This is a genomic window from Candidatus Protofrankia datiscae, assembly GCF_000177615.2.
GTDB classification, from domain to species: domain Bacteria; phylum Actinomycetota; class Actinomycetes; order Frankiales; family Frankiaceae; genus Protofrankia; species Protofrankia coriariae.
On sequence record NC_015656.1, the window covers coordinates 3,852,004 to 3,870,000 of the forward strand.

Genomic DNA, 17,997 nt, shown 5'->3' on the forward strand with positions numbered 1-17,997 from the left:
TCACCCCGCGAGTGGTCCGCGTCGGGTTCGCCCTGCTCCGCGGCGCCTTCATCCCCACGACCGGTTTCCCCACGCTTTCCCCACCCCGAGGCCCCGCTGGACGCCCCTACCCCGAACGTCCCGCTCGCTGCGGCCTCACCCGCGTAGCCGGCTGCGGTGAGCGCCTGGCCCGTAGGCAGAAAACGTCACCATGACGACGAAAACCACCTACGGACGCGGAAGCCGTAGGTGGAAAGCGCTGCGATGACGACGGTTTCCACCTACAGCTTCCGCTCCCGTCAGGGCGTGTCTGACGGATGTTGGTCGATGCGGGAGGTGGCCATCTGGGCGCCGATCCGCGCGAGTGAAGATCCACGGGAAACACCCTAGATGTCGGGCCATTCCGTCAGCGCGTCCTGGACGCCGTCGATGTCGAGTGGGCCGCGCTCTCGCTCGTACTCTTCGATGATCTCCCGTAGTTGCCGCGCGTGGACCCGGCGTGCGCCAGCCCTGGCGGCTGCATCAGAGAATCTGCGAGGCCCGGTGCGCGCGTCGGCCCGCGGGACGAGGTCTTCCGGGACGGAGTCACCGTGCTTGATCACACACTCGGTGCGGCTCGGCGGCGGGGCCATCTGCCATACGACTGTTGTTGCCACCACCCGTAGCAATCACAGAACCCAGCGATGTGGTCAGGGGATGTCGGCCTTGTCGGCGGCGGCGTTGGCCAGCAGTTCCTCGGCGTGGCCGCGGGCGAGCGTGCTCTCCTCGACGCCGGCGAGCATCCGGGAGAGCTCGCGGACCCGACCGGTGTCGTCGAGGGTTGTCACCCCACTGCGGGTCACCGAGCCGTCGTCGGCCTTGTTGATCACCAGATGGCGGTCGGCGAAGGCCGCCACCTGGGGCAGATGGGTGATGCAGATCACCTGGTGTGTGCGTGCCAGCCGGGCGAGGCGGCGCCCGACCTCGACCGCGGCCCGCCCACCGACACCGGAGTCGACCTCGTCGAAGACCATCGTCGTGGCGACGTCGCCAGCGGCGAGAACGACCTCGATGGCGAGCATCACCCTGGAGAGCTCACCCCCGGACGCCCCCTTGTGCACCGGCCGTGACGGCGCCCCGGGATGCGGTGTGAGCCGCAGCTCCACCTCGTCCACCCCGGTGGGGCCGTAGGCGAGCACCTGCCCGGCCACGGGGAGGCCGGCCGGGTCGGGACGCTGCGTGACGACCGCCTCGACCTTGGCCCGCGGCATCGCCAGGCCGGTAAGCTCGGCCACGACCGCCTCGGCGAACTTCTCCGCCGCGTCCCCGCGGGCAGCGCTGATCCGCCCGGCGAGCCCGGCGAGCTCGGCGACCAGCTGGTCGCGTTCGGACGCCCACACGCCGACCTGATCCTCGTCGGAGTCGAGCTCGAGCAGGCGGCGCCCGGCCTGGTCAGCCCATTCCAGGACGCCGGACAGGTCGGTGCCGTGGGCGCGAGCAAGGGCCGACAGCGCCGCCCGGCGGTCCGCGGCGGCGGTGAGCCGAAGCGGGTCGGAGTCGATCCCGGCGGCGTAGGAGGCGAGGTCCGCGGCGACGTCCGCGAGCAGCATCCCGGCCTCGTGCAGACGGTCGGCCAGCTCGGACAGGGCCGGGTCGAGGGACGCCTCCGCCGCGACCATGCGGTGGGCGGTCCCCACCAGGTCGGTGGCGCCTGGCACGCTGTCGCCGGTGGCGGGGTCGGACACCAGCACGGCGTGGGCGCCGCTGGCGGCCTGCGCCAGCGTCTCGGCATGCTCCAGCCGGCGCAGTTCGGCGTCGAGCGCGGCGTCCTCCCCGGGACGGGGATCGACCTTCTCGATCTCGGCGAGCCCGGTCCGCAGCAGCTCGGCCTCGGCGGCGCGCTCCCGGGCCCGACCGGTGATCTCGGCGAGCCGGGCGGAGACCGTGCGCAGCCGGGTGTAGGCGGTGGCGTAGGCGGCCAGGGGCTGGGCGACGGCGTCGCCGGCGAACCGGTCGAGGGCGGCGCGCTGCTCCCCGGTGCGCAGCAGCCGCTGCTGGTCGGACTGGCCGTGGATGGCGATCAGCCCGTCGGTGACCTCGGCGAGGACGCTGGCGGGCACCGCCCGTCCCCCGACGTGCGCGCGGGAGCGACCCTCGGCCGTCAGCGTCCGCCCGAGGAGAAGACCGTCCTCGTCGCACTCGCCACCGGCGTCGCGGACCCGTTCGGCCACCGGGCCGTCCGGCGAGACGATCAGCCGTCCGTCGACGAAGGCCCGCACCGCGCCGGGGCGCACCAGACCGGCGTCCGCGCGCCCGCCGGTGAGCAGCCCGAGCCCCTGGACAATCATGGTCTTGCCGGCTCCGGTCTCGCCGCTGACCACGGTCAGGCCGGGCGCCAGCTCGAGCACGGCGTCGTCGATGACCCCGAGCCCGCGGATGCGAACCTCCTCGAGCACAAACGTGACTCTATGGGGTGCGGCGTCCACTCCGCCGGCCGGCCGGCCAACACACCGCCGGCGCGGGTGGCCACGCCGCGCCCACCGTGCTCACCGGCCGCTGTTCATCGACCGCCGCGTCCCCGCCAGCCGGCCACCGGGAGATCGAACTTCGCGACCAGCCGGTCGGTGAAGGGGCGCGGGCGCACCACGGCGAGCCGCACCGAACGGCGTCCCCGCACGACCTCCACCCGGGAGAACGCCTCGACGTCCACCGACCGCCGGCCGTCGCAGGACAGCACGGCCGGCGTGGCGGGCAGCACCTCGATCGCGACCGACGACGTCGGGGCCAGCACCAGCGGACGCGCGAACAGGGCGTGGGCGCTGATCGGCGCGACCAGCAGGGCCTCGACACCCGGCCACATCACCGGGCCGCCGACCGAGAACGCGTACGCCGTCGACCCGGTCGGGGTCGAACAGATCATGCCGTCGCACCCCCACCGGGACAGCGGGCGGTTGTCGACCTCGACGACGCACTCGAGCATCCGGGCGCGGTCGACCTTCTCCAGCGACATCTCGTTGAGCGCCCAGCCCTCGTAGACCAGCTTGCCGCGGTGACGGACCGCCACGTCGACGGTCATCCGCTCCTCGACCTGGTAGTCCTTGCGGACGACATGATCGACCGTGGACTCCAGCGCATCCGGCTCGGCTTCGGCGAGGAAACCGACATGGCCGAGATTGACGCCGAGCAGGGGCGCGTCGGCGGTGCGCGCGAACTCCGCCCCGCGCAGCAGGCTGCCGTCCCCGCCGAGCACGAGGACCAGTTCGACCCCGAACGCGGCGGCGTCATCGGGCGGGACCACGTTGTCGCAGCGCAGGTCGAGCAGTTCGGCCTCGTCCCGCAGCACCCGCGGGGCGACCCCGGCGGCGACGAACTGGTCCAGCACCCGCTGGGCGATCTCCCGGACGACCGAACGGCGTGGGTGGGTGACCACCAGGACTTCCCGGCTCACTGGGCTTTCCGGCTCATCGACGACCCTCGTCACGCTCGGTGGACGGCTCGGAATCGGAACCAGGACAGGCGGTGGAGACGGAATCGACGGTAGGGACAGAACCGGTACCGGAGACAGGAGCAGCGTTGGAGGCAAGATCAGCGTTGGGGGCGGAAGCGGCGCGGCCGCCGGCCGGGCCGGCCGCGATCGCGGCGGCGATCGCCTCGGTCAGCCGCGGCGGCGGCATGGGCGGAGCGTCCCCGACGAGCCACAGCAGGTACTCCACGTTGCCCGCCGGTCCTGGCAGGGGACTTGCGACGACGCCACGCACGCCCAGCGACAGTTCGGCCGCGGCCTGCGCGACATCCCACACGGCGCGGGCGTGCAGGGCCACGTCGCGCACCACCCCGCCCGGCCCGAGGTCCGCGCGCCCGACCTCGAACTGCGGCTTGACCAGGACGACGAAGTCGGCCGCCGGTCGGGCGCAGGCCCGCAGCGCCGGCAGCACCAGCCGCAACGAGATGAACGACAGGTCGGCCACGACCAGGTCGACCGGCCCACCGATCGCCTCGGCGGTGAGGAAACGGACGTTGGTGCGCTCGAGGACGGTGACCCTGGGGTCGTTGCGCAGCTGCCAGGCCAGCTGGCCGTACCCGACGTCGACCGCCACGACCTCGGCGGCGTCGTGGCGCAGCAGGAGGTCGGTGAAACCACCGGTGGACGCCCCGGCGTCCAGGCAGCGCCGCCCGGCCACCCACAGCCGGCCCACACCGCCGCCTCCGGCGGCCTGCTGGCTGGCGGCATTCCCACCGAAGGCGGACAGGGCCGCGAGCAGCTTGTGGGCACCCCGCGAGACGTAGCCGGGATCGTCACCGGCGACGATCACAATGGGTGTCATGTCGTCGACGACCGTGGCGGGTTTGGTCGCCGGCCGCCCGGCCACCCGGACCCGTCCCCCCACGATCGCCTCGCCGGCCTGCTCACGGGAGCGCACCAGCCCGCGCCGGACAAGCTCACGGTCCAACCGTGTCCGGCGAGCCACGACAGGACGCCTCGTCCCGGTCACGCCGGTCCCCGGCCGGGCGCGCCGGGCGGCGGCCCCGGCCGGGGACCACCTGGGCGAGGCTCGCCAGCCCCGGGCGGCTGCGGCCGGGGTGCATCTGGCCCGGGTGGCTGCGGGCGGGGCACACCCAGGCCGGATGGGCGCGGCCCGGGCCCCTGCTGGTGCGGTCCCGGCAGGCCGGGCGCCCGCGACGGGGGGACCGCGTCCCGGCCCCGCGGATCCGGCCCGCGGACCGGGCCGTCGCCGTCCGCCGGCCGCGGGGGAGCGGTGGCGAGCCCGTCCAGGTCTGCCAGCACGCCGTCCAGGAGCCGGTGGACCTCCTCGAAGACAGCGACGTGGGCCGACACCGGCAGCGTCGGCAGCCGCTCCACCTGCGCGCGCGCGGCCTGGACGTCCGGGACGTCAACGGTCATACGGTGTCCTCTTCCGTGACAGTGATGGCAGGGCGTCGCCCCGCGGCACGCCGCTGTCGTCCCATCCAGCATGTCGGATCCCGTCCACGGTATTGACTGTTGCGGCCGGGTGCATCGCGACCGGGCCGCCCCGGCACAACGGGCGGCACGGCCGCCCGCCTGCCGGCGACGGAAGGCAGCCGCTGCTACCTGTTGACGGACGACGGCGGGCAGGGCACGGTACGGACCTGACCGGAGAGAGGAATCAACCGGTATGGCGACCATGCAGCAGTGCGCAACGGCGTTGCGCACGCTGGCGGAGCGGCTCAACGAAATCGCCGACGACCGCCTGCGTAGCCTCGCACCCGACCGCACGATCGTGTGCAGGATTCCTGATCTCGGGGCAAGCTTCTGCACGGAACTGCGTGACGGCAGTGTCCTCGACATCATCATCGAAGGTGACGGTACGGCGGGACAGGTGACCGTCACGGTGAACAGCGACGACCTGATCGCCGTTACCGATGGTAGCCTTGATCTCACCTCAGCATGGACCAGCGGCCGGCTGAAGGTGGACGCCAGCATGTGGGACCTGCTGCGGATGCGTTCCCTGCTGTAGGCCGCCCCACGGATCATCCCGTAGGTCGCCGTCCGCAATGGATGATCACCATCTGCGGACAGTCGTCATACACCCATGGTGCGCACGAGACCACAGGCCATGTATCCGTGGCTGACACCCGCGGCGGCCCGCCCACCAGGCCACCACGCGATGCCGCCGGGAACGCTCCAGGGCGGGATCCCGTCAGGCAGGACGATCGCGCCCCCGGCGGGATCCCGTCAGGCAGGATCCCATCAGGCGAGATCGGCGCAGTTGGGTGGACGGTCGCCGGCCAGTTCGCGCACGGGGTCGCCCGCGTCCGCCGCCGCCCACGCGGCCGCGCACGCCGCCCGCAGCGCGTCCAGGCCGTCGTCCGGTACACCACCGTCGTTGCGCGGTACACCGCCGTCCGGCGGGCCGCCCTTCCGTGCCCACGCGGCGTCCCTGGACGGGGTGTTACCCGGCGGGCTCTCCCCGCCCCCGGGGTTGTCACCGTCGGTGGCGCTCACGGCCTCCGGCCGGTCGGCGGGCCGTCCCGCCGGCCGTATCCTCCGCCAGGTCAGGGTCCCCGCCCGCACCCGGGCCGCCCACTGGCCGCAGAACGCCTCCACCCCGTCCGGCCCCGCCCCGTCCACCGGACCGGCGGTACAGCCGTCACCGGCAGTCGGCGCCGACGCTGGCACTGACACCCGGGTGCCCGGATGGCGTACGAACAGGCCCCGCAGATCGGCCGCGAGATAGGTCGGCCGGTACGGCGCCCCGGCGCGCAGGAGCTCGCCGCTGCTGGTCACCCCGGTGAGCACCAGCAGGGACGGCGTGCCCGAACGGACGGCGGAGGCGATGTCGGTGTCGAGCCGGTCACCGACGATCAGCGGCGAGCGGGCGCCGGCACGGTGGACCGACTCCTCGTGCAACGCCCGCTCCGGCTTGCCGGCCACCAGCGGGACCATCCCGGTCGCGGTCCGCAGCATCGCCACCAGCGAGCCGTTGCCGGGCAGCAGGCCGCGTTCGGTCGGTACCGAGGCGTCGGTGTTGCTCGCGACCCACAGCACTCCCGCCTGGATCGCGAGCGCGGCCTCGGCGAGCCGGGCGTAGTCGATGGCGGGATCGAAGCCCTGCACCACCGCGGCTGGTTCCTCCGCCGCGGCCGTCACCGGCCGCAGGCCCACGTCCCGCACCGCCTCGCGCAGACCCTCCCCGCCGGCGACCAGGACGGCCGCCCCGCGCGGCAGGCGTTCGGCGAGCAGCCGCGCCGCCGCCTGCGCGGAGGTGACCACGTCGGCCGGGGCCGCGGGCACCCCGAAGGAACGCAGCCGCTCGGCGACCCGGGCCGGCGTCCGCAGCGCGTTGTTGGTGACGAACACCACCCGCATCCCGCGTCCACGGGCGGCGGCGATGGCCGGCGCCGCGTGGGGCACCGCCTCGGACCCGCGGTACACCACCCCGTCGAGGTCCATCAGGGCGGCGTCGTGGACGTCGACGAGCGGCGCCGGCGACGCCGACAGCGGCCCGCTCCCGCCCTGCTCGCCCCGCTCGCCCGGCTCACCCGGGCTGGCCGGCTGAGCGGACAGGCGCAGGCCGTGGGTCACGGCCGTCCCCGCACCGGCCGGTTGAGCGCGGCCCGCACACCCCGCAGCGCCTGCCCGTAATGCCCGAGGTCCGGGCGCATCGCGACGGCGAGCGCCAGATGCTCCACCGCCGCGCGCAGGTCACCGGTGCGGCGGGCCGCCATGCCGAGCCCGAACTGGGCGTAGTCGTCGGTCGGGTCGTGGGCGACGATCCAGGCGAAGCTCTCCCGGGCCGCGCCGTACTGGCCGGCGTCGAACTGGGCTCGGGCCAGCGCCTCCCGGACGCTGCGCGAACCCGGTTCGGCGGCCACGGCATGGGCGAGCAGTTGGACCGCGGCGTTGGCGTTGCCCCGGTCGAGCAGGGCGACACCCCGGGTGTACCAGTCGTAGACCTCGCCGCCAGGGCTGCCATCAGGGCTGTTGCCATTCGGCTGGGCGGCACCAGCGGCACCAGCGGCACCAGCGGCACCGGTGCCGGAAGCCGTGGCGGCCAGGCCGGTGTCGGCCCCCTCCGCGCTGTTCGCGCCGTCACCGTCAGGAGCGGGGATGCCAGCGGCCGGGGTGTCGGGCGTGGGGGTGTCGGGGATGTGCCCCGGGCCCGCGGGCAGCCACTCGTCGCGGGGGCCGCTCCCCTCGCCGGCAACCGGTCCGTCGTGCCCGCCGGACATCCGCGCCTCCCTCGTTGCCTGTGCCTGGTTTCCCAGGTTTCCCAGGTCTTCCTGGTTGCCCGTTTTCCTGCGTTTCCCTGCCGTGCCGCGATCCGGTGACGTCCGCGCCCCGGTACCCGTCTGAACCTCCGGCGAACCTCCGATATGCCAGCGTCGGCGCCTGCGGCGGCCGGACGCCGGTGGCCCGAGGTCCAGCTCCCAGTGTCGCCGGAAACCGGTCCCCGCTCCCACCGATCGCGCTGATCGGTGGAGGTGCGTACCATTTCAGTGCCCCCGCCGCCCGTCGTCCCGTCCACAGTGGCGGATGTTTCCTCCCTGCCAGTGGCGTCCATGAGGCACTTCCACAAGGCAGAGACAACTTCCAGGGGCGGATGTCGGCGGTGCCCGTCCGGTGTCGGCGGCGTCTGTGGCGGGCGGACCCATACGATCGCCGCATGGCTGCTCCCGTCCCCCCGGCACCACCCTCACCTGGCGGACTGGTCCTGGCGCCGTTCCGGGCCCTGCGATATGCCGCGGACGACGGCGAGGAGCTGGCGTCGCGGACCGCCCCGCCCTACGACGTGATCGACGCCGCCGGTGTCACCGCGCTGGAGGCACGGCATCCGCACAACGCCGTCCGGCTCATCCTCCCCCGCGACGACGAACGCTCCCCGGGAAGTCGCTACCGGCGGGCCGCGGACACCCTGCGCGTGTGGACCGCCGACGCGGTCCTGCGCCGTGACGACCGCCCGGCGCTGTACGTGTACGAGCAGACCCAGGACGGGCACGTCCAGCGGGGCCTGGTCGGCGCGGTGGCACTGGCCGACCCGGACGCGGGGATCATCCTGCCGCACGAGAACACCATGACCGGGCCGGTCACCGACCGGCTGGCCCTGACCGTGGCCACCGGAGCGAACCTCGAGCCGATCTTCCTGCTGTACGAGGGCGGCGGGGCCGCCAGCCGGATCGTCGCCGAGACGGTGACGACCACACCGCTACTGACCACGACAACCGACGACGGCGTCTCCCACCGCATCTGGGCGCTGACCGACCAGGAGCGGCTCGCCGCCGTCGCCGACGATCTGTACGGGCGGCGGGCGGTGATCGCCGACGGCCATCACCGGTATGCCACCTACCGCCGCTACCAGGCCGACCGCCACGCGGCCGGGGACGGCACCGGCCCCTGGGACTTCGGCCTGGCCTTCCTGGTGGACGCCCGGGTGTCCGGCCCGCAGGTCCATGCGATCCACCGGGTCGTGCGCGGTCTGACCCTCACCGAGGCCGTCCGCCGCGCTGGGACGGCGTTCCGGGTGAAGCCGCTGGACGCTGTGGGTGACCCCGCGGGCGCGTATCTGCTCAGCGAGCTGGCCAAGGCCGGCCAGGACGGCCACGCCTTCGTGATCACCGATGGCCGGGCGGCGTTCCTGCTGGCACATCCGGACCCGGTGCTGCTCGCCGATGCACTGCCGGCGGACCGCTCCGCCGCCTTCCGCCAGCTCGACGTCACCGTCGCGCATCTCGCGCTGATCACAGAGGTCTGGGGGCTGGCGGACACCGAGGGTGTGGTCGACTACCAGCATGACGCGGCTGCCGCGATCGCCGCGGCGGCCGCGGCGGCGCCGGATGCCGCGATCGCGCTGCTGTTGAACCCGACCCCGGCCGCGGACGTCGCCGCCGTGGCCGCGGCCGGCGAACGGATACCGCGCAAGTCGACCCTGTTCACCCCCAAGCCGCGCAGCGGCCTGCTGATCCGCCCGCTGGACGAACAGCCGGTGCCCTGAGCCGTTGGTTCGCCGGTCGTTAGGGTACGTATCGGATTGTGATCGATCTGTGGGGTTCGTTCGTGCGGCGGGTCTGAGTGGGTAGACCGTCGGGCGTGACGCGGGCACAACCGGCGGACGAGGAGCAGGCGTTTATCGAGCCCTACCTGCCGATCGGCGGGTTCGGCCCGTATCCGTAGCGGTTGCGGGCGCGGTTCGAGGTGTGGTCTGGCGGTTCCGTACCGGCGGGCAGTGGCGGGAGATGCCCCGGGGGTTCGGTGCCTGGCCGACGGTGTCCAACCGGTTCCGGCAGTGGTGGGACACCGGTGTCGTCGACCGTCTTCGCGGCGGCGTGGCTACCCGCCGGCTCGGGCGACGCTGAGGATTCTTCGTCGGCGCGGAGGACCGAGATCGGCTCGGCCTGTCCGGCGCTCGGCGTCTTCGGCCCGGTGACCGACTTTCGCCGAGTCATGCTCATGACGGCTGCGGGCTTTCCGCGATCGGCAGTTGGGTGAAGGCGCCGCCGTGGAGCCCTGGGACAGCCGATTCGGCGTCGAGGCTGGCGGCCGACGTCACGTCGCCATCCCATCCTCCGGCCAGCAGTTCCTGACCGGACGCGCATGAGCGCAGCTCGTCGAGGAGGTCGGCCTCGGCGGTCCGGAAGGCGGCGGTGGTGTCCCGCGCCTCGGAGCCGGGAGAAACGATCTCGACAACGAGCGGGACGTGATCCATCCGAAGCCGTTCACCACATGCATGGTCAGGGCCGCGGTAGAGGATGACGTCCGGGCGGCGGTTGAGCAGTGCCAGGGATTCGACCGGCTCGTCGAGCTCGCCGACAGCCTCTGGGCGACCCGTCCTCCCGCGGCCAACGGCCTTCTCCTCCCATGATCCCGAACCCGCCAGCAGATCACCTCACTCAGGGCACAAGGACGATCTTTCCTCGTACGCGGTTGGTTTCGCTGAGCTCGTGGGCCTTCGCGGCGTCGCGCAGCGGAAGAACCCGGTCGATGGCGGCCCTGAGGCGGCCACGTTCCACCAGCTTGGCGATACTCTCAAGATCGACACCGGACGGGGTGAAACCGAACTCGACGAACCGCAGGCCGCGGGCCTGGGCCTGTTCCCGGACCACGCCGCGGTCCGGGCCGGTGCCCCGCACATCGATGAGAAGCCCGCCGGGCCTGAGCGTATCGAGGGACCGGGGACCGTAGTCGTCGCTGATCGGATCAAGCACGACGTCGATGTCTCGTGCCACGGCAGCGAAATCGACGGTGGTGTAGTCGATGAGCTCGTCAGCCCCGAGGCCGCGCAGAAACCCGTGTTTTCCCTTCTGGGCGGTGCCGATGACGTATGCGCCGCGCGCCTTGGCGATCTGTACGGCGAGGTGCCCGACCCCGCCGGCGGCGGCGTGGATGAGGACGCGCTGCCCGGCGGTGACGGCAGCGACGTTCACCAGCGGCTGCCAGGCGGTGAGCGCGGCGACCGGTAGAGCGGCGGCCCGGACGGGGTCGACGCCCAGCGGCACGGCGGCGAGTGCGTCCGTCGGCGCGGCCACGTACTCCGCGTAGGCGCCCCGGGGCGGAAATGAGCACCCGTAGACAACGTCGCCCGGGGCGAACCGGGTCGTCCGTTCACCGACCGTCTCTACGACTCCGCAGAGGTCCAGTCCGAGCGTGAGCGGTGGATCGCCGAACCGTCGCACCAGCCCGGCTCGGATCTTCCAGTCGGCCGGATTCACCCCGGCCGCACGCACCCGTACCAGCACCTCTCCCGGGCCGGGCACTGGCCGGTCGTACTCGACGATCTCCAGAACCTCCGGACCGCCGTAGACACGCTGGCTGATCGCGCGCATACGGGTCATCCCTGTGCTCCCCTCGGATGTGTTGTGGTCATTCCGTGGCGACCACTCATCCTCAGCGGGCCAGTACCTGTTTGCATAGAAGGCACTACTCTGATACCTAGGTATCTCATGGATACCGCCCTGGAAGGTGCCTCCCCGAGCTGGGCCGCTACCTACCGCCGCGACTGCCCATCGCGTACAGTAATCGAAGTCCTCGCCAACAAATGGGCACTGTACGTCCTGGGCGCGTTGCGCCGGTACGACCGACCGATGCGTTTCAACGAGCTCCGACGCCTCCTCGACGGAATCACACAGAAAATGCTCACCCAGACCCTGCGCGCATTGGAACGAGACGGACTCGTCAGCCGCACGGTCTACCCCACCGTCCCCCCTCGGGTGGAGTACGGACTGACTGAACTCGGAGTCGGCGCCGGACAGTTGACCAGCGCAATTGCGGAATGGTCCGCGGAAAACGCCCAGAAGATCGCCACCGCCCGCAGGGCATTCGATGGCCGGGCCACCGTCGAGCCAGCGCCCCTGCAATAGAAGCGTGAGGTTGCCGACGGCGTCGACTCCTCGGGATGACGACGCAACGTCTCGTCCGTCGTGTCGGTCGCGGCAGTCGATGGTCTCGGCCGCGCCCAGTCCGCGCACGTAACCGTCGTCGACGGCCTATGCCCGGCGACGATGACGCCCCTGCCCGGCCCAGCACCGGACCGGCCCTCGTCCATCGGCCCGTGACGACAGACGATCCAAAGGCGATCCGGCACCAACAACAGGTGATCTGGCACCTACCGTCAGCTGACGACCCCCTCGCCCGCGTCGAGCCGCCGGCGTTCCTGAGCGTCCAGCAACTCGTCGCCGTGCTCGAGTGTCCAGTCTCCGAGCGCCTTCATCGGGCCGTCGACCAGGCTCTGTCCCAGCGAGGTCAGCGTGTACTCGACCCGCGGCGGGGCCTGCGCGAAAGCACGGCGGTCCACCAGGCCGTGGCCACACAGCCGGTGTAGCGCTTCGGTGAGGACCTTGTCGCTTATGCCGCCGATCGCGACGCGCAGCTCGCGACGCCGACGGGGGCCCAGGCGGAGAGCCGCCAGCACGACAGGATCCCAGGTGTGGGCGAACAGGTCGGTCGCCGCCCGGATGCGGCAGTCCGCGACCAGCTCCTCGCAGTGGCGCCCGCGCTCGCTCATCCTCCCCATCGTCGCAGGTTCGACGCGCACCGATCGGTGCGTAACGACTTCCCTACCGTTGCCTTCGAAGCGGCCCGGCTGCCCGCGGCAGCGGTCGCTCGCCCGCGAAGCGGTCGTCGGCGCGAACGAGGAGGGACCATGCGAATCGGGATCCTGGGCACGGGAGCCCTGGCCGAGGGGCTGGGAAGAGGCTGGGCCCACGCCGGGCACGAGCTGGTGATCGGCGGGCGGTCGCGGGCCAAGGCGGACGCGCTCGCCGAACGCCTGGGCGGAGCGGCGCGCGCGGCCAGCCCACGAGAGGTCGTCACCGGGCGGGACGCGGTCCTGCTCGCCGTGCTGTGGGCTGGCGTCGAGGACGTCCTGCGCAGCGTCGACGCGGCTGACGGTCGGCTTGCGGGAACACCGTTGATCGACCCGACCAACGCGGTGGAGCACGGTGTCGGCGTGCTGCTCACCGAGCACGGCCGCTCGGCGGCGGGCCGGATCGCCGAGCTGGCGCCCGGAGCGCACGTCGTGAAGGCGCTCCATCTCTTCCCAGCCGAGCAGTGGACACGCCCTCCCACCAACGGTGTCACTGGCACTGACGGTGTCACTGAAGGTGATAGTGACGGCAAACAGGCGACGACGGTGGCGATCTGCGGTGACGACGCGGCGGCGTTGCGGGTCACCAGCGAGCTCGTCCGGGACGTCGGTGGCATACCAGCCGTGCTGGGGCCGTTGGACCGCGCGCGTCAGCTCGAGGAGGTCGCGGGCTTCGTCATCGGACTGGCGTTCGCGGGCTTTGATCCCGCCTCCGCCGTTCCCCACGTCCCGACGCGGACCATACCGGCTTAGGGCGCGTATCGAGTTGTGATCGAGGGGTGGTTCACGTGAACTCCCTGATCCAGATCATCGAGGCACGGAACTGGGGACCCGCGAGACAGCCGCCCGGGGTCCTGTCGTAACGGATGGCGACACCCCGCCAGTCCTTCACCGTGCCGCTCAGACGTTCGAGGGTGTTCCGTTCCCGGTGGAGCCCGGTGTCGTGGCAGACAGCCCGTCCCCCCGCGGCCCTTGTTCTTCCGATGGGCGGCCTGGTCGGCCTTCTCCGGGATGACCACCCGGATACCGCGCCTCCGCCAGTCCTCTATGACGGTTGAGCGGAAGGAGCGGTTTCACCTTCCGGCGGCTCCGCGGCGTCCAACTCCACAGCGGCGTCCAGCTCCGCGGCACGGTCCGCGGCATCGGTCTGCTCGGTGTCGTCGACGGTCGCGGCGGAGACGAACCAGCGTGCCGCGTCGGTGGGACGGCCCGCGGCCAGCAGCGCCTCCGCGTAGGCGTACCACAGCCTCGCGCTCCACGGCCGCACGCCGGCGGCGGCCGCCTCGTCCTGCAACAGCAGAACCGCGGCCTCCGGCTCACCCAGATCACGCCGCGCGCCCGACAGGACGATCAGCAACTCGGCCCGGGCCTCCTCGTCGAGTTCGGCCGCACCCGGATCACGGGCGAGCAGCAGGGCACGCTCGGGACGCCCGAGCCCCCGCTCGGCATCGGCCATCACGGCAAGGTGCCGCGGGGACCCGTCGATGCGGCGTGCCGCGCGCAGTTCGGCGAGCGCCGTGGCGAACTCCCCCGCGTGGTAGGCGGCGAGCCCGACCGCCTCCCGGACGACGGCGATCCGGGACGCCAGTCCCGCGGCCGCGCGGGCGTGCGCGAGCGCGAGCGCAGGGTCCTCCTCGAGGTACATGCCCGCGGCCACCAGATGCCGGGCCACCGGTTCGGCCAGGGACGCGCCGAGACCTCGCAGCTCCCGGGTGACCTCGAAGTCGAGGAGTTCGGCGCGGGCCTCGTCGGGAAGCTCCGGCGCCGACGGCCGGCTGGAACGCCCAGCCCCCCGGCCGGCGCCCGCGTCACCATGCGGGGACGTCGGGGAACCCGCCGATGCATGCGGACGGCGGTGGGCGGCACCGGTCGCACCACGACGGTCCGTCCCGGCCGCACCGCCAGCACGTCCCGGCCTGGACACCGACGGCCTGGAGCCGCCCCCGCGCCCCGCTGGAACACCTGATGCCGACGAGGCGGTGCCCGATGTCCGCCGGTCCGGTCCCGGGGTTCTCTTCCCGGGGTGGTCCTGCCGGCCAGTGCCCTGCTCACCGGACCGGGTGTGGGCGGCGCCCGGACGGTCGGCGCCTCGGGGGCGGGCGGAATCCCGCGGGCCTGCCGCGGCCTGTCCCGGCCCGGCCGTGCCGGAGTGCCGGGCGGCGACATCCCGAGCATTATGATCATAACCGTGCTGGTCCCGCGCCCGGGTGTCCCTGAGCTCCCGGGATTCCCGCGTGGAGGCGGTGCCAGGTCGCGACTCGGTGCTGGGCGCCCGCCATCCGCCGCCGGGCCCGTCGCGCCGGTCGGTCAGCGGCCGGTCGGCGCCGCCGGATGCGTGGGACGTCCGGCTGTCGTCGCGACGATCGGAGCTGGCCGACGAATAGGCCGACGGACGGGAGGTGCCCCGCGGCGGCGTCCGGCGCGAACTGTCAGCGGCCGGGCCACCAACGGTACGGCCACTGACGTCGTGGCCGCCGCCACGGCCCTGTCTCTGGCCGTGGGTGGAGGGACGATCGTCACGGCGCCGGTCGGGCCGCCCGTACCGGTCGCCACGCGACGGCGTCTGCGAAGACGGTTCGAAACGCCCGGTGCCGGCTCCCGTACCGGGCACGCGCCCGGCCGAGCCGCGACCGCGCTGCTCGGCATCGCCGCGTGGCGGCCCGCCGGTACGGCCGGCTCCGGACGGCCGCCCAAGCCGGCCCGGCTCACGTCGACCGGAGAAGTCAGCAGAGGAACGTGACGGCTGCGCGGCATCCCGCCACTGCGCGGAAGAGCGCTGCGCGGAGGAGCGCCCTGCGGAAGAGCCCGAGAAGGTCTGTCGGGAAGCTCGCGGGGCGTTCGTTCCCTCGGTTCTCTTCGCCGCCGACCACTGCCTGTCGGGGCGGGAGCCCGCCGGCTGCGATCCGCCTGCCGACGGTTGGAACCGTTGAAATCCGCTGGCCCGGTTGCCGCTGGCCCGGCTGTCGTTCCCGCCGCCTGCCCCGCGATCCGGGTAGCGGTTTCCTGCTGGCTGTCGTGATTCACCCTGTCGTGACTCACTGCGTGTACCCGCGGGGCGGGCCGAACGGCGATCGGAATCATCATGGGGACGGCTCGGCCGGATTCCCGACCCGCCTCGAGCAGCACCAGCGGATCGCGCGCCTGAGCCCCGTTCGCTCGAGCCGTGCCAGCCTGGGCGGCGATCCGGGTCGATGCCGCGAGCCGCCCGGCCGTACCCGCCCGTGCTCCCGTAGCCGCTCCCGTAGCCGCTCCCGTAGCCGCTTCTGTCGCCGCGGGCGTTCTCACCGCGGGTGTTTGCCGTCGCCTGGCCGCGGGCTGCCTGACCACGGGCCTGCCGATCCTGGCGGACGTGCTGACGCCCACCGGCGGCACGGCGAGCCTCGCGGGCCTCACGCCACCGTTTCTCCGCGAGGCTTTCCGTTGCTGCCGCGCTGGCCGCCGTCGGCGCCTTCCCTCGGCCGCTCGCCGTACGGCGAGCGGCTGTCCGCCCGGCGGACCTGCCCACTCCCACGGTCGCGGCCGAACCATCCGAGTGGCCGCGGCCATCCCGTGGCTGACGGCCGGAACGACCCCCCGTGTCTCCAGTCGTCCGCATCTGGCCGCCTCCCTGCACCGACATCACATCCCCATCATCCACCACCACGCCGACAACCCCTCATCCCGCGGCTCCCGGTACATGCCAGCGTGGAACATCACCCGGCCGCCTCACACAGCGGAACGCGGCGGAAGCAGCCCACAGGAGGGGCTTCATCACAGCGAGCTCCGTACGACGAGCTCCGTCGCGGGGAAATCCGCCGCGAGGGGCTCCATGACAGCTCCATGGCAAGGGGCTCCGGCCCCTCTCCCTGTCAGGCTCGGCTGAGATGCCCTCACGCAGGACAGGTTTTCGTGCATGACGAAGAGGGGCCACCCGAAACCGGGCAGCCCCTCCCCACCACACACAAGTCCGGCAGCGACCTACTCTCCCACGCAGTCACCCACGCAGTACCATCGGCGCAGAAGGGCTTAGCTACCGGGTTCGGAATGGAACCGGGCGTTTCCCCTTCGCCATAACCACCGAAACACCACGAGACTACAACCGGAAACCGGCCATACCCCCAGAACCACACAGTGGACGCGCAATACCTTCGAAGACAAGCCCTCGGCCTATTAGTACCGGTCAGCTCCATACGTCACCGTACGCCCACCTCCGGCCTATCAACCCGATCATCTACTCGGGGGCCTTACCAGGTTCACCCTGTGGGAGACCTCATCTCGAAGCAGGCTTCCCGCTTAGATGCTTTCAGCGGTTATCCCTCCCGAACGTAGCCAACCAGCCGTGCCCTTGGCAGAACAACTGGCACACCAGAGGTTCGTCCGTCCCGGTCCTCTCGTACTAGGGACAGCCCTTCTCAAGTCTCCTACGCGCGCGGCGGATAGGGACCGAACTGTCTCACGACGTTCTAAACCCAGCTCGCGTACCGCTTTAATGGGCGAACAGCCCAACCCTTGGGACCTACTCCAGCCCCAGGATGCGACGAGCCGACATCGAGGTGCCAAACCTTGCCGTCGATATGGACTCTTGGGCAAGATCAGCCTGTTATCCCCGGGGTACCTTTTATCCGTTGAGCGACGGCGCTTCCACTAGCCACCGCCGGATCACTAGTCCCTGCTTTCGCACCTGCTCGACATGTCTGTCTCACAGTCAAGCTCCCTTGTGCACTTGCACTCGACACCTGATTGCCAACCAGGCTGAGGGAACCTTTGGGCGCCTCCGTTACCCTTTAGGAGGCAACCGCCCCAGTTAAACTACCCACCTGACACTGTCCCTGATCCGGATCACGGACCCAAGTTAGACACCCAATTCGACCAGAGTGGTATTTCAACAGTGACTCCACCGAAACTGACGTTCCCGCTTCACAGTCTCCCACCTATCCTACACAAGCCGAACCGAGCACCAATATCAAGCTATAGTAAAGGTCCCGGGGTCTTTCCGTCCTGCCGCGCGTAACGAGCATCTTTACTCGTAATGCAATTTCGCCGAGTCTGTGGTTGAGACAGTAGGAAAGTCGTTACGCCATTCGTGCAGGTCGGAACTTACCCGACAAGGAATTTCGCTACCTTAGGATGGTTATAGTTACCACCGCCGTTTACTGGCGCTTAAGTTCTGAGCTTCGCACCGAAATGCTAACCCGTCCCCTTAACGTTCCAGCACCGGGCAGGCGTCACTCCGTATACATCGTCTTACGACTTCGCACGGAGCTGTGTTTTTAGTAAACAGTCGCTTTCCCCTGGTCTCTGCGGCCACTATCCGCTTCGGAGGCACAGCCCCTACACGGACAACGGCCCCCCTTCTCCCGAAGTTACGGGGGCATTTTGCCGAGTTCCTTAACCACAGTTCACTCGCTCGCCTTGGTATTCTCTACCTGACTACCTGTGTCGGTTTCGGGTACGGGCGGCCCTGACACTCGCTAGAGGCTTTTCTCGGCAGCATGGGATC

The 17,997-nt window shown here is 71.5% G+C and carries 16 protein-coding genes, 2 rRNA genes and 2 pseudogenes (1 of these 20 only partly in view); 6 read left to right on the top strand and 14 right to left on the bottom strand.

What is annotated here, in order from left to right; translation table 11 throughout:
- Positions 1-365: 365 nt before the first annotated feature.
- From FSYMDG_RS16050 to FSYMDG_RS29425, 5 genes are all read right to left on the bottom strand, one after another.
- Complete coding sequence (locus FSYMDG_RS16050; RefSeq protein ID WP_043603806.1) at positions 366-581, bottom strand: hypothetical protein; 216 nt, start codon at positions 579-581, stop codon at positions 366-368.
- Positions 582-668: 87 nt separating this feature from the next.
- The gene (recN, locus tag FSYMDG_RS16055; RefSeq protein ID WP_013874450.1) at positions 669-2,414 is read right to left on the bottom strand and encodes a DNA repair protein RecN; all 1,746 of its coding nucleotides are present in this window, start codon (positions 2,412-2,414) and stop codon (positions 669-671) included.
- A gap of 104 nt (positions 2,415-2,518) precedes the next feature.
- Entirely contained in the window at positions 2,519-3,406 is an 888-nt protein-coding gene (locus tag FSYMDG_RS16060) for an NAD kinase (protein WP_013874451.1), read from the bottom strand.
- A gap of 13 nt (positions 3,407-3,419) precedes the next feature.
- Positions 3,420-4,427: a TlyA family RNA methyltransferase gene (locus FSYMDG_RS16065; protein WP_013874452.1), complete on the bottom strand. Its 1,008-nt coding sequence runs from the start codon at positions 4,425-4,427 to the stop codon at positions 3,420-3,422.
- A 20-nt stretch (positions 4,428-4,447) separates the two neighbouring features.
- On the bottom strand, positions 4,448-4,861 hold the full coding sequence (locus tag FSYMDG_RS29425) for a translation initiation/elongation factor (RefSeq protein WP_013874453.1): 414 nt from the start codon (positions 4,859-4,861) through the stop codon (positions 4,448-4,450).
- Positions 4,862-5,114: 253 nt separating this feature from the next.
- On the opposite strand from FSYMDG_RS29425, the gene FSYMDG_RS16075 reads away from it, so the two are divergent.
- Positions 5,115-5,456, top strand: coding sequence for an SCP2 sterol-binding domain-containing protein (locus tag FSYMDG_RS16075; protein ID WP_013874454.1), 342 nt, complete (start codon positions 5,115-5,117; stop codon positions 5,454-5,456).
- Positions 5,457-5,689: 233 nt separating this feature from the next.
- Here the strand turns inward: FSYMDG_RS16075 and FSYMDG_RS16080 are convergent, their stop codons facing one another.
- Together FSYMDG_RS16080 and FSYMDG_RS16085 are read right to left on the bottom strand one after the other, a co-directional pair.
- Complete coding sequence (locus FSYMDG_RS16080; RefSeq protein WP_013874455.1) at positions 5,690-7,024, bottom strand: HAD-IIA family hydrolase; 1,335 nt, start codon at positions 7,022-7,024, stop codon at positions 5,690-5,692.
- A complete protein-coding gene (locus tag FSYMDG_RS16085) occupies positions 7,021-7,671 on the bottom strand; it encodes a tetratricopeptide repeat protein (RefSeq protein WP_013874456.1) in 651 nt (216 codons plus the stop codon). Before FSYMDG_RS16085 ends, FSYMDG_RS16080 begins: the two co-directional genes overlap by 4 nt.
- Before the next feature lie 434 nt (positions 7,672-8,105).
- Between FSYMDG_RS16085 and FSYMDG_RS16090 the strand changes: the two genes are divergently transcribed.
- The gene (locus FSYMDG_RS16090) at positions 8,106-9,431 is read left to right on the top strand and encodes a DUF1015 domain-containing protein (RefSeq protein ID WP_043603809.1); all 1,326 of its coding nucleotides are present in this window, start codon (positions 8,106-8,108) and stop codon (positions 9,429-9,431) included.
- Positions 9,432-9,603: 172 nt separating this feature from the next.
- Positions 9,604-9,792: pseudogene (locus tag FSYMDG_RS30125) on the top strand (transposase); the annotation flags it as partial.
- A gap of 92 nt (positions 9,793-9,884) precedes the next feature.
- Here the strand turns inward: FSYMDG_RS30125 and FSYMDG_RS16100 are convergent.
- Positions 9,885-10,142, bottom strand: coding sequence for a hypothetical protein (locus FSYMDG_RS16100; protein WP_043603815.1), 258 nt, complete (start codon positions 10,140-10,142; stop codon positions 9,885-9,887).
- Here FSYMDG_RS16100 and FSYMDG_RS26350 point away from each other — a divergent pair.
- Positions 10,134-10,298 (top strand): hypothetical protein, encoded by a 165-nt coding sequence (locus tag FSYMDG_RS26350; RefSeq protein ID WP_157491034.1) that lies wholly within the window; start codon positions 10,134-10,136, stop codon positions 10,296-10,298. The genes FSYMDG_RS16100 and FSYMDG_RS26350 overlap by 9 nt on opposite strands.
- 28 nt (positions 10,299-10,326) lie before the next feature.
- On the opposite strand, the gene FSYMDG_RS16105 is transcribed toward FSYMDG_RS26350, so the two are convergent.
- The gene (locus FSYMDG_RS16105; RefSeq protein ID WP_013874459.1) at positions 10,327-11,268 is read right to left on the bottom strand and encodes an NADP-dependent oxidoreductase; all 942 of its coding nucleotides are present in this window, start codon (positions 11,266-11,268) and stop codon (positions 10,327-10,329) included.
- A 108-nt stretch (positions 11,269-11,376) separates the two neighbouring features.
- Here FSYMDG_RS16105 and FSYMDG_RS16110 point away from each other — a divergent pair, with 108 nt between their 5' ends.
- Positions 11,377-11,793: a winged helix-turn-helix transcriptional regulator gene (locus FSYMDG_RS16110; protein ID WP_013874460.1), complete on the top strand. Its 417-nt coding sequence runs from the start codon at positions 11,377-11,379 to the stop codon at positions 11,791-11,793.
- Between the two features lie 251 nt (positions 11,794-12,044).
- On the opposite strand, the gene FSYMDG_RS16115 is transcribed toward FSYMDG_RS16110, so the two are convergent.
- Complete coding sequence (locus FSYMDG_RS16115) at positions 12,045-12,446, bottom strand: winged helix-turn-helix transcriptional regulator (protein ID WP_013874461.1); 402 nt, start codon at positions 12,444-12,446, stop codon at positions 12,045-12,047.
- Positions 12,447-12,575: 129 nt separating this feature from the next.
- On the opposite strand from FSYMDG_RS16115, the gene FSYMDG_RS16120 reads away from it, so the two are divergent.
- Complete coding sequence (locus tag FSYMDG_RS16120) at positions 12,576-13,271, top strand: NADPH-dependent F420 reductase (protein WP_013874462.1); 696 nt, start codon at positions 12,576-12,578, stop codon at positions 13,269-13,271.
- 31 nt (positions 13,272-13,302) lie between these two features.
- On the opposite strand, the pseudogene FSYMDG_RS28660 reads toward FSYMDG_RS16120, so the two are convergent.
- From FSYMDG_RS28660 to FSYMDG_RS16145, 4 genes and pseudogenes are all read right to left on the bottom strand, one after another.
- Positions 13,303-13,555 (bottom strand): annotated as a pseudogene (locus FSYMDG_RS28660) (IS5/IS1182 family transposase); the annotation flags it as partial.
- Between the two features lie 8 nt (positions 13,556-13,563).
- Entirely contained in the window at positions 13,564-14,442 is an 879-nt protein-coding gene (locus FSYMDG_RS28665) for a tetratricopeptide repeat protein (protein WP_013874463.1), read from the bottom strand.
- 2,020 nt (positions 14,443-16,462) lie between these two features.
- Positions 16,463-16,579, bottom strand: a 5S ribosomal RNA gene (gene rrf / locus FSYMDG_RS16140).
- Between the two features lie 68 nt (positions 16,580-16,647).
- Positions 16,648-17,997: ribosomal RNA gene (locus FSYMDG_RS16145) — 23S ribosomal RNA — on the bottom strand (it continues 1,734 nt past the right edge of the window).